The sequence below is a fragment of the Paenibacillus polymyxa M1 genome (genome assembly GCF_000237325.1).
Classification (GTDB): Bacteria; Bacillota; Bacilli; order Paenibacillales; family Paenibacillaceae; genus Paenibacillus; species Paenibacillus polymyxa_C.
The window spans coordinates 5,525,466-5,537,799 of the sequence record NC_017542.1; the positions used below are offsets into that span (position 1 = coordinate 5,525,466).

Annotated in this window: 14 protein-coding genes; 6 read left to right on the plus strand and 8 right to left on the minus strand. The window is 46.2% G+C overall.

Annotated elements, in window-relative coordinates; translation table 11 throughout:
* Positions 1-25: 25 nt before the first annotated feature.
* From PPM_RS24840 to PPM_RS24850, 3 genes are read right to left on the minus strand one after another with little or no spacing between them, the layout of a single operon-like run.
* On the minus strand, positions 26-403 hold the full coding sequence (locus tag PPM_RS24840; RefSeq protein ID WP_043886067.1) for a DUF4280 domain-containing protein: 378 nt from the start codon (positions 401-403) through the stop codon (positions 26-28).
* Positions 404-417: 14 nt separating this feature from the next.
* The gene (locus PPM_RS24845) at positions 418-930 is read right to left on the minus strand and encodes a hypothetical protein (RefSeq protein ID WP_013373586.1); all 513 of its coding nucleotides are present in this window, start codon (positions 928-930) and stop codon (positions 418-420) included.
* Positions 914-1,519 carry a hypothetical protein gene (locus tag PPM_RS24850; RefSeq protein ID WP_013373587.1) on the minus strand — a complete coding sequence of 202 codons (606 nt, stop codon included), beginning with the start codon at positions 1,517-1,519 and terminating at the stop codon, positions 914-916. Before PPM_RS24850 ends, PPM_RS24845 begins: the two co-directional genes overlap by 17 nt.
* 372 nt (positions 1,520-1,891) lie before the next feature.
* Between PPM_RS24850 and PPM_RS24855 the strand changes: the two genes are divergently transcribed.
* Entirely contained in the window at positions 1,892-3,076 is a 1,185-nt protein-coding gene (locus tag PPM_RS24855; RefSeq protein ID WP_013373588.1) for a sensor histidine kinase, read from the plus strand.
* A gap of 136 nt (positions 3,077-3,212) precedes the next feature.
* On the opposite strand, the gene PPM_RS24860 is transcribed toward PPM_RS24855, so the two are convergent.
* The gene (locus PPM_RS24860) at positions 3,213-4,169 is read right to left on the minus strand and encodes a nucleoside hydrolase (protein ID WP_013373589.1); all 957 of its coding nucleotides are present in this window, start codon (positions 4,167-4,169) and stop codon (positions 3,213-3,215) included.
* Positions 4,170-4,381: 212 nt separating this feature from the next.
* Here PPM_RS24860 and PPM_RS24865 point away from each other — a divergent pair, with 212 nt between their 5' ends.
* Entirely contained in the window at positions 4,382-4,975 is a 594-nt protein-coding gene (locus PPM_RS24865) for a hypothetical protein (protein ID WP_013373590.1), read from the plus strand.
* Positions 4,976-5,054: 79 nt separating this feature from the next.
* Here the strand turns inward: PPM_RS24865 and PPM_RS24870 are convergent, their stop codons facing one another.
* The 3 genes from PPM_RS24870 to PPM_RS24880 are packed head-to-tail and all read right to left on the minus strand — an operon-like array spanning position 5,055 to position 8,573.
* Positions 5,055-5,663, minus strand: coding sequence for a pentapeptide repeat-containing protein (locus PPM_RS24870; RefSeq protein ID WP_013373591.1), 609 nt, complete (start codon positions 5,661-5,663; stop codon positions 5,055-5,057).
* Positions 5,664-5,701: 38 nt separating this feature from the next.
* Positions 5,702-6,211, minus strand: coding sequence for a MarR family winged helix-turn-helix transcriptional regulator (locus PPM_RS24875; protein ID WP_013373592.1), 510 nt, complete (start codon positions 6,209-6,211; stop codon positions 5,702-5,704).
* Complete coding sequence (locus PPM_RS24880; protein WP_013373593.1) at positions 6,201-8,573, minus strand: ATP-dependent DNA helicase; 2,373 nt, start codon at positions 8,571-8,573, stop codon at positions 6,201-6,203. The genes PPM_RS24875 and PPM_RS24880 overlap by 11 nt, the downstream gene beginning before the upstream one ends.
* Before the next feature lie 167 nt (positions 8,574-8,740).
* Here PPM_RS24880 and PPM_RS24885 point away from each other — a divergent pair, with 167 nt between their 5' ends.
* Together PPM_RS24885 and PPM_RS28220 are read left to right on the plus strand one after the other, a co-directional pair.
* Positions 8,741-9,817: a GGDEF domain-containing protein gene (locus PPM_RS24885; RefSeq protein ID WP_013373594.1), complete on the plus strand. Its 1,077-nt coding sequence runs from the start codon at positions 8,741-8,743 to the stop codon at positions 9,815-9,817.
* A gap of 134 nt (positions 9,818-9,951) precedes the next feature.
* Positions 9,952-10,125, plus strand: a complete 174-nt coding sequence (locus tag PPM_RS28220) for an aspartyl-phosphate phosphatase Spo0E family protein (protein WP_013373596.1) — start codon at positions 9,952-9,954, stop codon at positions 10,123-10,125.
* A gap of 63 nt (positions 10,126-10,188) precedes the next feature.
* On the opposite strand, the gene cidR is transcribed toward PPM_RS28220, so the two are convergent.
* Positions 10,189-11,094: a cidABC operon transcriptional activator CidR gene (cidR, locus tag PPM_RS24890; RefSeq protein WP_173364608.1), complete on the minus strand. Its 906-nt coding sequence runs from the start codon at positions 11,092-11,094 to the stop codon at positions 10,189-10,191.
* A gap of 131 nt (positions 11,095-11,225) precedes the next feature.
* Here cidR and PPM_RS24895 point away from each other — a divergent pair, with 131 nt between their 5' ends.
* A complete protein-coding gene (locus tag PPM_RS24895; protein WP_013373599.1) occupies positions 11,226-11,597 on the plus strand; it encodes a CidA/LrgA family protein in 372 nt (123 codons plus the stop codon).
* Positions 11,594-12,271 carry a CidB/LrgB family autolysis modulator gene (locus PPM_RS24900; RefSeq protein WP_013373600.1) on the plus strand — a complete coding sequence of 226 codons (678 nt, stop codon included), beginning with the start codon at positions 11,594-11,596 and terminating at the stop codon, positions 12,269-12,271. Before PPM_RS24895 ends, PPM_RS24900 begins: the two co-directional genes overlap by 4 nt.
* Positions 12,272-12,334 lie beyond the last annotated feature (63 nt).

Genomic DNA, 12,334 nt, shown 5'->3' on the forward strand with positions numbered 1-12,334 from the left:
GATGCAAATCCTTGTAAGCTGCTAGCTATTCCTGCCCATCTGTCATGAATGAAATTTTGCCACACCACATGCATAAATTCGTAGAGCAGCTCATCAGGGCAGGAGATTGATCTACGTATACATCTCTTTTTCCATTCAACCAAGGCATAGGTACACTCGGTTTGCAGGGCTGAGGAATGATTTTTCCAGAATTACCTTTGTTAGCAGAAGAAACAACAGGATTATGCATACTACGGCACATTCCGAAAGATGAGATATGCGTCTGCGGGTGAAAATCCTGAATATTTCCTTGCAACTTATCACCAATACTAATCCCTCTGTTAGCCGAAACACTAAACCTGCCCGGATGACTTCCATAGGTACACTGTATCTGTGCTCCATCCACTATATAGCTCTCACTCATTCTCGGATTCCCCTTTATATAAACGGACTCTCTGTTTCGACCTTATGTAATTTCATCCCTGTCAGATTAAACTTCAACATGCATTCAGCCACATCTAAATCTACAATGATATGCTGATCGGCATGCTGAACCCTGAAAATCTTATGATTCTCCAATGCATGTGCATCTAAGACGATTTTCCTTAATGTGCCGTCTCTATGATATTCACTAAGTGGTGATAAACACCTCAAGCTAGGCGGATGAGTCAGCCAATACCTCGTTTGCTGCATTCGCTGCATATCGGCAAAAACAACCAGCTTCCAGCTTAACCCGGCTTGATATATATCAAATATCTCCTTTAGTTGTTCAGAAACGATGGGTACTGGATGCTCTATAAAATCAATATAGTCCGCATCGCCTGATACATAAAATTGCAAAATAGACTCTTCATCAGTACACGATGAGCTGTCTGCCCATTCCAATAGCTGCCTGCGATTCATTTCTATTGGATATGTATACTCTGTAATACGATTATCCTGTTGAATCATGTAGTACTCCATAAGCTGTTGAATACACCGCCTCACTGATTCCTTTATACTCCCCTATTCTTATTTCCAAATCGTTCTCGCATTTCAACGCCTCGAATTCAGGAAGTTGTACAGCCTGTTGCATAGCGTCCTTGGCTAATTTCAGAATATACTGATGAAATTCCCACGCAGCCTGAAGTACAAATCGCTCGACATCCGGCTGAATAACCTTATTCATATAAGGTTTTCGAAGCTGACTCAATTCATCCTCCAGTTCTGCCAACAGTCCGAACGCCCAGCCTGCATCATAGGTTCCACGATAAGGTAGAGGATCAAAGTACCAGTTCGCACCATAGACCTCAATGACATAGTTATAAATGCGCTCCCTTAGATACGTGCGCCTCATAGAATAGGTAATGTATCCAATTGTTGTCTTGTCCGCTTCTGCAGAATTGGCTTGTAAGCAAATCGATTGAAAAGATTGGATAAAAGAGAAGATAAGTTCCTCTTTTCTATGCTCATACAAGACCGCTACCTGACTTAATTTCTCATGCAACATATCTTCTGCATAGGTCTTATGGAAGTGATCTAGGGCTTCCCGTCTATTCATAATCCCACCTCTGAACCTATTATATAGAATATTTACATGATATTACTGGTTCCATTCTCCTATTTTATTACACAATTTTCATATCATGAGATTACATATGAATTTATGAAAACAGAATGAAAATAATCATATTTTTTCGTGAATGTGTAAAAATACAAACAAAAACCTTCCCAGAAAGGCTAGCATTCGGCCTACGACATGAAGTTTTGTGCAAACGAATAGGTAATTGGAAGCAGTAAGACTCAGGTTTATAACGAAATAATGATGTATAATTAAGGATACGCTCCAACAATACATTCAGAGGAACAGGAATGGGGTACACAAACTATTAGAGTTTTGATCACCACCACTTTGCATCAAGATTGGAGACATATGACTACTTCACCTACAGGTTTTTATAATAGTATTCAAGAGGCTACCGCACATGTCATTGATGTGTTGAGTGATATTCTACATGTTAATACCATTTTTATTGCCGCTAATGACGGGGTTATCAATGTAATTGTAGATTCATTTAACCGGGAAGAAGTGCTGGTTCGTAATGGAGAGGAGCTTCCTTTTGAGCTTAGCTATTGCAGTCTGGTGCTGAACCATTCCGCGGATCACCTCACCATTTCGGAAACGTCTATTCATCCGCAAACACGTGATTTAGATGTGACTAAAACCATTGGAAATCACTCATTTACGGGAATACCCATACGTATGAAAAATGGCCAGGGGTATGGAACCATTTGTATTTTGGATGCGCCATCTGCACAATTGACTGAAACAGAAATGAAGGCTCTCAAGGCTATGGCTGTATTTCTGGGTTATGTGGTTGAACTGGAAAAAGACAAGATCGATGCAGAAGCTTCTTCCATGAGCAAGCTGGATTTGATTTCTTCCCTGAGTAACAAAATTCGTTTTTCGCTCACTGAAATATGGGGAGCTACGGATCTAATGATGACCACGGAGTTAACAGAGGAACAACAGCAATATATGAGTATTATGGAAGCTAGCAGTCGCTCGCTTATGATGCTGTTGAATAATATTCTGGATTACAGCAAAATTGAATCCGGGCAAATCGATGACATTGAAGATCCATTTGATCTGAGAACGATGATGGAAAATGTGTTGAGCTTGTACACAGAGGTAGCTGCGCAACGGAATTTGGAATTGAGGTTGGATTGGAATCTTGCAAGCTCGCCTATTTTTATCGGGGATGAGGCTAAAATTCGCCGTATGCTGATCAATTTGGTAGATAATGCAGTGAAATTTACAAGCACAGGATCAGTCACCTTATCTGCAAATACCCAGTTCGTGACCAATGCGCCTGAGGCTGAATTGGAAGTAAGGGTAAAGGATACGGGGATTGGTATATCTCCAAATAAACTAAAAATGTGGCTGGAGCATGACTTCGGGCCCTCTCCCTCCTATGGCAATCCCGGCTTGGGTTGGCAGATTACCAAACAGCTGTTGAAACGAATGAATGGTACAATGACAGGGGTTAGCGAACCTGGTAACGGGACGGAGATAACGCTCCAATTTACCCTAAAAACATATCAGGAGTCAGCCTGAACAAACGGTAGGCTTGCAATCATGTGGGGCCAATTACAGTAATAAAACCCGTGACCGATAGCGTCACGGGTTTTAGCTATGAATACGCACTAGGCAGTATGATCACTTTATGCCACACATTTGTACACAGTTGGGTTTAGTAACGTTTGGGAGCAGCCTGCTTGGCCAAATCCGCCATATACGTAAAGAAGGCTTCCGGGTCTGTATCATATACCAGATTCACAGGGCGTCCATCCGCCTGTTCCACCGTTCTGCCCTGACTTGGGCCTTCTGCAATAACGCTGCAATGCACCGTCTTTTTCTTGACAATGTCCGGGCGTCCTACGGATGCAGTGGTCAGTACATCCCACAGGTAGTAGGTAGAGTTCGTCTCGCTATACACGAGCGGAGGACATCCAGCGTAGCAATTGCCCAGGAAATCAACGCCTTCATAACGGCGCTCGGCAGCCCAACGATTGCGTACGGCTGGAGTTAACGGCACTTTGCTTGTGCTTTCCAGCGCCACCAGATCAATCGTGATGCCGCTTTGCCACACCCGATAGGCCGCTTCCGGGTCCCAGAACACATTCCACTCTGCGGTACCGTCATGCTCCGGCTCCTCCACATTCCCTTTTTCAAAGGTGCCGCCCATCCATACCAGCTTTTCAATCTTGGCTTCAATATCCGGTGCTTCATCCAGCGCCCGTGCCAGATCGGTTAGCGGTCCAGTGAATAGCAACAGCGTTTTACCTTCAGCTCCGCGTACCTTTTCGATCAGATGCTGATGAGCTGGCAGAGATGAAAGCGGCGCTTCCATTCGTCCCGATTCATTCAGCACAGGTAATGCATCTACATAGAATGAATGTAAACGCCAAGCGGCAGGGAACGGATTTTTACCGCGTGAATTAGACTTGGCGACTTCAACAGGCCCTTTATTTTGTCCAAAACGATCAATAATTTTTCGGCTGGCATCCGTCGCCGGCTCCAGGTAACCATCTGCTGGAATAACCGATACTCCGGTCAAATGAACTTGCTCCATCTGAAGCAGCATAAACAGGGATACTAAATCATCCACGCCACCATCATGATTAAAATAAACGTTTGTCTGACTCATCTGTCTCTTCCTTCCTTTATCCCCGTAAAACAGGCTTGTTCTTATCAGCAACCATCCTTCATTATGCCTGATCGCTTCACAGGAGTAAATGTGCGATAGCGCCTGAATGAGGGATTTTTTTGTTTGCTCCGTGCTTAATCAAGGTAGAAATGTGTGTAATAACAGGGTAGAATCATGGGTCCTAATCGGAAGCGTAGGAAGGAGAGATGCATATGACAACCCGAACCATAGAAGAGTTGGAGCAGATCCGCAAAGAGTGCAAATCCATGGTAACGAGAAGGGCTGCAGCTTCGGGAGGAGCTGTATTGGTCCCGATTCCGGGGGCTGACGTTCTTGCTGATGTCGGCATTTTGATGCAGCTACTGCCTGCCATTAATGAAAAATTTGGATTATCTGAGCAGCAGCTGGATGGTCTGGATGCAGAAACCAAGTCGATGGTGTATGGCTTTATCACTTCAATTGGCAGCAAGCTGATCGGGCGACTCATCACCCGAGAAGCCATCGTGAAGATTTTGCAGAAAATGGGCATTCGCATCGCCACCAAGCAGGTTAGCAAGTTTGTCCCTCTACTGGGGCAAGGACTAGCCGCAGCGATTGGCTTTACTGCGATGCGGACCATTGGCAATCGGCATATCGATGAGTGCTACGAAGTGGCTAAACGCCTGCTGGAGCAGCAAACTGCCGCAGATACGGCACGCAACTGGACGGTACCACAGCAACCTCTAGATCCTGTAGGTGTCGATAAGTTACCAAATCAGAATCCAGAAGCAGCGATTCCGCTACTGCCAGCATCCCATAAAGATTAACCTGTCAGAGATTTAGTATTCCTCCAATTCTCCAGCACGGGGTAACACAGGTCGTGACAGCTCCTGTATCTCCGTGCTTTTAACCATCTATCTTGGCACCATAAGAGCGGGCCACTGCTACTGCCAGTTCGATATCCAACTTGGCTCCGGTGATGTCCAGATCTTTAAAATTCACGCCATCCATCTTCGCACCGCGCAGGTCGGTTCCTTGAAGGTGGGCTTTGTGCAGCCTTACCCGGGTAAGATCCGCCTCGCGCAAATCTGCCTTTTCCAGATGGCATTCGGATAAATCAGCTTCCTTGAATCGTATTTTTCGCAAATCCTGTTTTCTTAAATCTGCATGACGCAAATTCGTATAAGACCAGTCTCCGCCCGTAATCGTGATCCCATCCATATTCGCCCCCGCAAAGTCTGAACCTACCAGCTTACAGTTATCAAACCGGACTACAAACAGATTCGCGCTGGTGAATAGACAATTGGTAAAAGCGGACTCCTTGTAGTGAGATGCATTCAGAATGGCTCCGGTAAAATCACAGTCCACAAAAGTACAGTCTTCCACAAGGGACTCATTCATCTCCACACCCCGAAAGCGACATCGGGTAAACTCGCAATTTCTCCACTCGCCTTCTCTGGCATCCATTGAGCCAAAATCACGGCCTTCATAGACCTTATCTGTATAAAAGAACATATTTCCCTCTCCTATTCCTTATTCCCGACATCAGGGATTCAGCTTTTCGGCAAGGACTGCTCAAAACCGCCTTTCATTTTCCCCAGTAAACCCTTCATCATCTTATGATCCTGCGGCGTAAACTCAGACATACACGACCGGATCAACTTCGTATAATAAGGGACTATCTTGCTTAACAGTTCCCGTCCTGCCTCTTTTAATCCGACAGTCACCATCCGTCCGTCACTCTCGTGAGCCACACGTTCTATCATTCCATCTCGCTCCAAACCGTCGATCAGTCCTGTCATGGTCCCACGCGTGACATCCGCTTTTTCCGCTAACTCCGATGGTGTCATGCGATGCGGCGCATGGCAATGCAACAAGCTAAGAACGATAATCCGGCCCTGAGAAGCCCCCAGTTTGGTCAAATCTGTATCCATCTCTCTGAAAATACCGTTAGCCAAGCGCGCAAATGTCACAAATGTCTCTATATTATCTACTTCGGCATCCTCATGTCCAAAGCTACGCAGCACCCCGCGTATGGAATCATTATGAAAATTAAAATTCATAGTCCATCCATTCCTTCCTTAATCCCGCTTGTTCCATCAAACGGTAGCTTTTCCACTCATCTGGCAGTAAAGAGGCATATGGCTCCTTGGCAAAACGATCATCTACCAGGACCAGCAGCCCCTCGTCATGCTCTGTGCGAATAAGTCTGCCACCTGCCTGAAGAACCTTGTTCATCCCCGGATATACATACGCATAGTTGAAACCATTTCGTCCCTGTTCCGAAAAATAATCCCGCAGCACATCCCGCTCCGCTCCAATTTGCGGCAAGCCGACCCCGACGACCACTACCCCGTTCAAGCGATCCCCAGGTAAATCGACACCTTCAGCAAAGACACCACCTAGTACGGCAAAGCCGAGCAGGGTGCGCTCTTGCCCAGGTTGGAAGGCCTCTAGGAACCGATCACGCTCCGGTTCGGTCATACCCGGACTTTGTACCAATGTATCTGCAGACACGTCCCGAAGCATGAACTCCTCGTATACCTCTCGCAGATACGGATAAGACGGGAAAAACACGAGGACGTTCCCTTTCCGCTCCGCAACCAATCCAGCCAGCATATCCGCAATCGCCCCTTTAGAACGCTCACGATCCCGATAACGGATGGAGAGCGGCAGCAGACGTACATCCCATTGCTCCTGATGGAAAGGGGAAGGGACCTGTAACGTATAGTCTTCCTCGCTTGCTCCAAGCATGTCCCGGTAATAAGCAAGCGGTGTCAACGTCGCCGAAAAATAAATAGTCGAGCGATAGTTCTTTACAGCCTGTCCCAGCAAGTGCGAAGGGTCGAGGCAGAACAGTTTGATCCTCACCTCACTGCGCCCTGCTTCAGAATAAGTAACGTAACGTTCATCGTATAAAGCAGCGATTCGCAGCATATTTTGGGCGGTAAAATACGTATCCAAAAGCAATGCGTAGGCCGTACTTTCACTGCTTGCGCGACTTGTACTGTTCCCCATCACCAGTTCACGTTCAGCGGCCTCCACAAAGGGCACCAATAACTCCAGCACCTCTTGCGGTGCTGCTGTTTCCACTGCTTTTCCTGTATCTGCATGCAGCTTGCGCAGCGTAATCATATGTGCGTTCACTGCACTCGCAGTCTTAGCAACCTCCGGGCTTAGCAATTTAAATTCTCTTTTCAGTTCCAAAAAAGAAGATTTCAGGATTTCCGCCGAAAACATGTCCCGACCGCGTTCCACCAGATTATGCGCCTCATCCACCAGCACAACACCTTTTCGCTTGTGCTCTTCCAGCAATCTCTTCAAAGAAATCCGTGGATCAAAAACATAATTATAATCACTGATTATACCATCCGAGGCATACGCCACATCTAGCGAAAATTCAAAGGGACATACCTTATGCTTGCGCGCATAATGCTCAATCACCGCCCGCGTCATTAACGTCTCATTCGCCAAAATATCGGATACTGCACCGTTGATCCGGTCGTAATAGCCCTCGCACATGCTGCATGATCCAGCATCACAATCATGTTCATCCTTAAAGCAAATTTTATCCTTCGCCGTCAACGTTACCACATGCATGTGCAGCCCTTGAGCCTGCATTCGGGCATAAGCTTCTTCAGCTGCTGCCCGAGTGGTGGTACGAGCCGTTACATAATATACTCGCCTAGCCAGTCCTTCGCCGATCGCCTTAATCGCAGGATACAAGGTGGATACCGTTTTACCGATACCTGTGGGTGCTTTGGCAAACAGGTTAACCCCTTCGGCAATCGTCTTGTACACCGAACCCGCTAGAGTTCGCTGACCTGAACGATATGTGTCAAAAGGAAAGTCCAATATAGCAATACTGGCATCCCTCTTCTCCGCATGTGCTCTCAGCAGGAATGCATACGGTGCATAACCAGCAATCATCTCCTGAGTGAAAGCTTCCAGTTCTGCAAAAGATAGCATCCGTCTGAAGCGACGAATGTCTTCACTGTGTGATTGTACATAAGTAAGTTGAACCTGCATGGAATGATGCTGCTCCTCACGAGCAATCATATAGGCATACAGAAATGCTTGTGCCCAGTGCACGGGGTGGCCGTCCCCCTGAATATCTTCGAGGGGCTGAGAGATCGATTTAATTTCATCAACCGTCCATACGCCATCCAGCTCAATCAGTCCGTCACAGCGGCCTTCGATGATAAACAATTTGCCCTCATATGAAATTTCTGTACGTAAATGTACCTCTTTACGGTCATGCTCCTTATAACCTTTCTGGATAACCTGATGTACGCGAGTTCCTTCCTGCATACTGCTATTCGAACGAAAGCCGCTCTGAATGCTGCCACTTCGATGCACATACTCCACAAGTGGACGCACCGAAATGTGAATTGGTTCCTTCATACGATCACCCGTTCCGGTCATAGTCCTTACACTGTACCACGTAGATCAACGAAACGTAAGGGACATAAGAATCGTTTGTGGTCGATTGGTATTCATTCATATCTACTTTTTACCGAAATATAGAAACGAGGCCTTTTACTTTATTCCCAACATACTACAACTCACATTACAGCAAAAAGGACAGGGACATGTTAAAAGAATTAATTAACAATTTTGCGTTATTAACGAGCTTCTTATTCTTCGGAAATTTATTTTCCCGGAAATATGAACGTTACCTGACAAACCATGCACTCATCCATCAGGTAATGAACGGTTTAATGCTGGGCCTGTTTGGCATTCTGTTAATGATGACCGGTTTATGGATCCATGGGCACTTTGTGGTTGATCTGCGCCAATTGGCGATTATCATATCTGTTTATATAGGAGGAACGATATCCGGTTTGCTGACCACCCTGATCGTCATCTTGTATCGTATTTACATCACAGGGGGGTGGACGGACATTTCTCTGACTGCTACGGTCAATTGCTTCGTGACATTAGTCGTTTCACTTATCTTTATTCGAGAAAAAAAGCTAACACTCAGCAAATGGATGTCAGCCGTGCTTGGAGCTGTTGTTGTGTCGCTGTTATCTACTTTCTTTGTAGCTAATCCACCCAACTTAGAAACAATAATAATGATCACAACCGTGAAGATTCTTGGCGGCTTGTTCACTTATTTTATGATGTCCCATATCAAAAAAACAGAACGGGCTATTCACCTGCTGGAAGAGGCTGCGAACCGCGATCATTTAACCGGGCTATACAGTCCGCGTGCTTTTGATGCGCTGTTCGAAGAGGTACTTCATGCTTCCAAGACTACAAAAAAACCCTTTGGACTTGTGATGCTAGATATTGACCACTTTAAAAAAATTAATGATACGTATGGCCATTTGAACGGAGACGCCGTCTTAAGCCAACTGGGAATTTTGTTAAATCGGGAATCTACAACGAGAGCATACCCCTCCCGTAAAGGCGGAGAGGAATTCGCAATTCTACTCGGAGATTGTGATACCGAAAAGGCGGCAAGCTTTGCCGAGAAGATTCGAAAAGCTGTGGAAAATGAATGTTTTCTCTTGAATGACGGAACCATAATCTCCTTAACCGTATCCATCGGAGCAGGCAGCTCTCCTGCTATTGTATCGAGACGTTTATTGGAAAAGGCAGACGAAGCGTTATATGAAGCTAAACGATCAGGACGCAATCGGGTAGAGTTGGCAAAACCATAATTATTAGTCGCTAAATGTCAGGAAAGCTGGATTAATGTTAATAAAAAGTGGTAAAATGGAAATAACATCGTTATCAAAAAAACTGCTGCCGCTAGTGGAGACATGCCTTACAATCGACATGGGGGGTGGGCTTTGTGAACCTCGAACAATTGGAAAAACTCATGGAAAAAGAACGCCGTGAACTGAATCGCATGGCTGACTTACACGGATTAAGAGATGAACGTGTATTGGACAAATCCTCCAGGCTTGACCGTATTATGGACAAGTACCTTCACACCAAGCGCGCAATAAACCAAACACACTCATAGAAGCCAGCTACTTCGCTGCCCCTCAGGGCAGCTTTTTTATGATGTAAGCCACATCCGTCCTTCTCACCGACGACTTCCGCCATATTCTGTCCGCAACAATCGCTGTGTGAAAGATATCCACTCTCTGGCAGCAAAGGACAGATACCGATCGTTCCGCCAGATCATCCCCAAATGCCAAGGAATGACAGGATCGACCAATGGAAGAATACGCAAGCGTTCGGAATCCAAATCCCGGCATATCGCCTCCGGCAATAACGCTACTCCTAGGTTGGCAGCAACCATTTCGCTGATCAAATCCCATTGAGAGCTTTCGTAGACTACACGCGGCTGAAAGCCGGCACGAACACATTCGGCAATGATACGGTCGTGTAGCGTAAAATCCTCACGGAACAGCACAAACGCCTCCTCTGCTAACGCAGATAGCGGCACCTCCTTGCAGTCGGCCAATGCATGCGTGGGATGAACGAGCAAATTCAGCTTTTCCTCCACAAATAGAAATGTCTCGAACATATCTCCAACCGGAGGCAGCACAATCACCCCGATATCCAGTGCCCCAGCTTCTACGTCCTGCTCCACTTTCTTCGCTCCATCCTCGAACAATTGAATGGTCACATCGGGAAAGGCCTTGTGGAATTCTCCAATGACACGCGGAAAAAAGCTCGATCCGACCATAGGAGGCAGACCAATGCGGATATGTCCTTTTTTCAGGTTCATCAAATCACTCAGCTCCGAGGACAAGCTCTGAAAGGACTTCACAATCGCTTGTGCTTGAAGCTCAATGACCTTGCCCGCATCCGTGAGTTCGATTCTTTTGCCAATACGATCGAACAAAGTAACTCCCAGTTCTTCTTCCAGGCTTTTAATCGTCTTACTAATCGTCGGCTGAGTAATAAACATGCTCTGTGCTGCCTTCGTAAAGCTTCGCAACCGCGCGACTTCCAGAAAATATTGCAAATGTCGGATATCCAAAGCTACACCTTCTTCCATAGACAAACGGAATAGACTTCATTCTTTATATGCATTTTACTCATGAAAGCTTGTGATGTAAAATTTCATTACAGTTTGAAAATAACGGATCTCAAAGATAGGAGACTTTATATATGAAAAGCTTCATACGCGGTGTCCTTCAGATTGCCGTCCTGATGGCCTTTTCGCTCATCCTGAACGCGGTGGTCTCCTGGCTCCACCTGCCTATACCCGGTAGTATCGTCGGTATGCTAATTCTCTTTATTCTGCTGCAAACCCGTGTGGTCCGACTAAGCTGGATCGAGGTTGGCGCAAACTGGTTGCTGGCCGAGTTGCTATTATTCTTTATTCCCTCCGCTGTTGGCGTTATGAATTATTGGCCGATGCTGGAACACGATGGCATGAGCATTATGCTGGTCGTGCTGCTCGGCACCTTTCTGGTGATGGCCTGCACAGGTATGATCGCCAGTCTGCTTGGTAAACGAAAGGAGCATAAATCATCATGACCGGTCTTCTATGTATTGTATTAACACTTGCTATTTACTGGATGGCCAAACGCATGTACCGCACATTGCCCAAGGTGTATTTGTCCCCATTGCTCATTACACCTGTAGTTATCATTTTGATTTTGACGTTGACGGGTGTGAACTACCGTTCTTATAATTCAGGCGCTCATTTTCTATCCATGCTGCTACAGCCAGCTACGATTGCATTTGCTGTCCCTTTGTACCGATATTTCCCTGTGTTAAAAAAACACGCGGCCCAAATCGTGCTTAGCGTGTTATCTGGATCTGTCGTAGCCGTGCTGTCCTCCATGGCGCTCGCCAAGTGGATGCACCTGGACTCCTCGCTGCTGAGCAGCCTGATTCCTCGCTCGATTACGACACCTATTGCGATGAATGTATCGCAAACGATTGGCGGTAACCCGACGGTCACGGCGGTATTCGTTATTCTGACCGGATTGAGCGGTCTTATTATCGGCCCGATGATCGTCAAACTGTTCCGTATCGAAAATGAAGTTTCACGCGGGGTATTGCTCGGTACCGGTGCTCATGGTACGGGTACTTCCAAAGCGTTCGAGTTCAGTTCGCTGACGGGCACGATTTCCAGCATCTCGATGGTGCTCGCCGCTCTCTTTACCTTGGCGGCTGCGCCCTTCCTGTTCCACTTGATGCTGTAAGCCATCTGTATACAAAGAAGCAGCGATTCTCTTATGAATAGAGGATCGCTGCTTTTGTTTTGT

Excerpts from the sequence above, each read along its gene's own strand:
- PPM_RS24855 (WP_013373588.1), top strand. The coding sequence starts at position 1,892 with ATGACTACTTCACCTACAGGTTTTTATAATAGTATTCAAGAGGCTACC.
- PPM_RS24860 (WP_013373589.1), bottom strand. The coding sequence starts at position 4,169 with ATGAGTCAGACAAACGTTTATTTTAATCATGATGGTGGCGTGGATGAT.
- PPM_RS24850 (WP_013373587.1), bottom strand. The coding sequence starts at position 1,519 with ATGAATAGACGGGAAGCCCTAGATCACTTCCATAAGACCTATGCAGAA.
- PPM_RS24895 (WP_013373599.1), top strand. The coding sequence starts at position 11,226 with ATGAAAAGCTTCATACGCGGTGTCCTTCAGATTGCCGTCCTGATGGCC.
- PPM_RS24885 (WP_013373594.1), top strand. The coding sequence starts at position 8,741 with ATGTTAAAAGAATTAATTAACAATTTTGCGTTATTAACGAGCTTCTTA.
- PPM_RS24865 (WP_013373590.1), top strand. The coding sequence starts at position 4,382 with ATGACAACCCGAACCATAGAAGAGTTGGAGCAGATCCGCAAAGAGTGC.
- PPM_RS24845 (WP_013373586.1), bottom strand. The coding sequence starts at position 930 with ATGATTCAACAGGATAATCGTATTACAGAGTATACATATCCAATAGAA.
- PPM_RS24875 (WP_013373592.1), bottom strand. The coding sequence starts at position 6,211 with ATGAATTTTAATTTTCATAATGATTCCATACGCGGGGTGCTGCGTAGC.
- PPM_RS24840 (WP_043886067.1), bottom strand. The coding sequence starts at position 403 with ATGAGTGAGAGCTATATAGTGGATGGAGCACAGATACAGTGTACCTAT.
- PPM_RS24870 (WP_013373591.1), bottom strand. The coding sequence starts at position 5,663 with ATGTTCTTTTATACAGATAAGGTCTATGAAGGCCGTGATTTTGGCTCA.
- PPM_RS24900 (WP_013373600.1), top strand. The coding sequence starts at position 11,594 with ATGACCGGTCTTCTATGTATTGTATTAACACTTGCTATTTACTGGATG.
- PPM_RS24880 (WP_013373593.1), bottom strand. The coding sequence starts at position 8,573 with ATGACCGGAACGGGTGATCGTATGAAGGAACCAATTCACATTTCGGTG.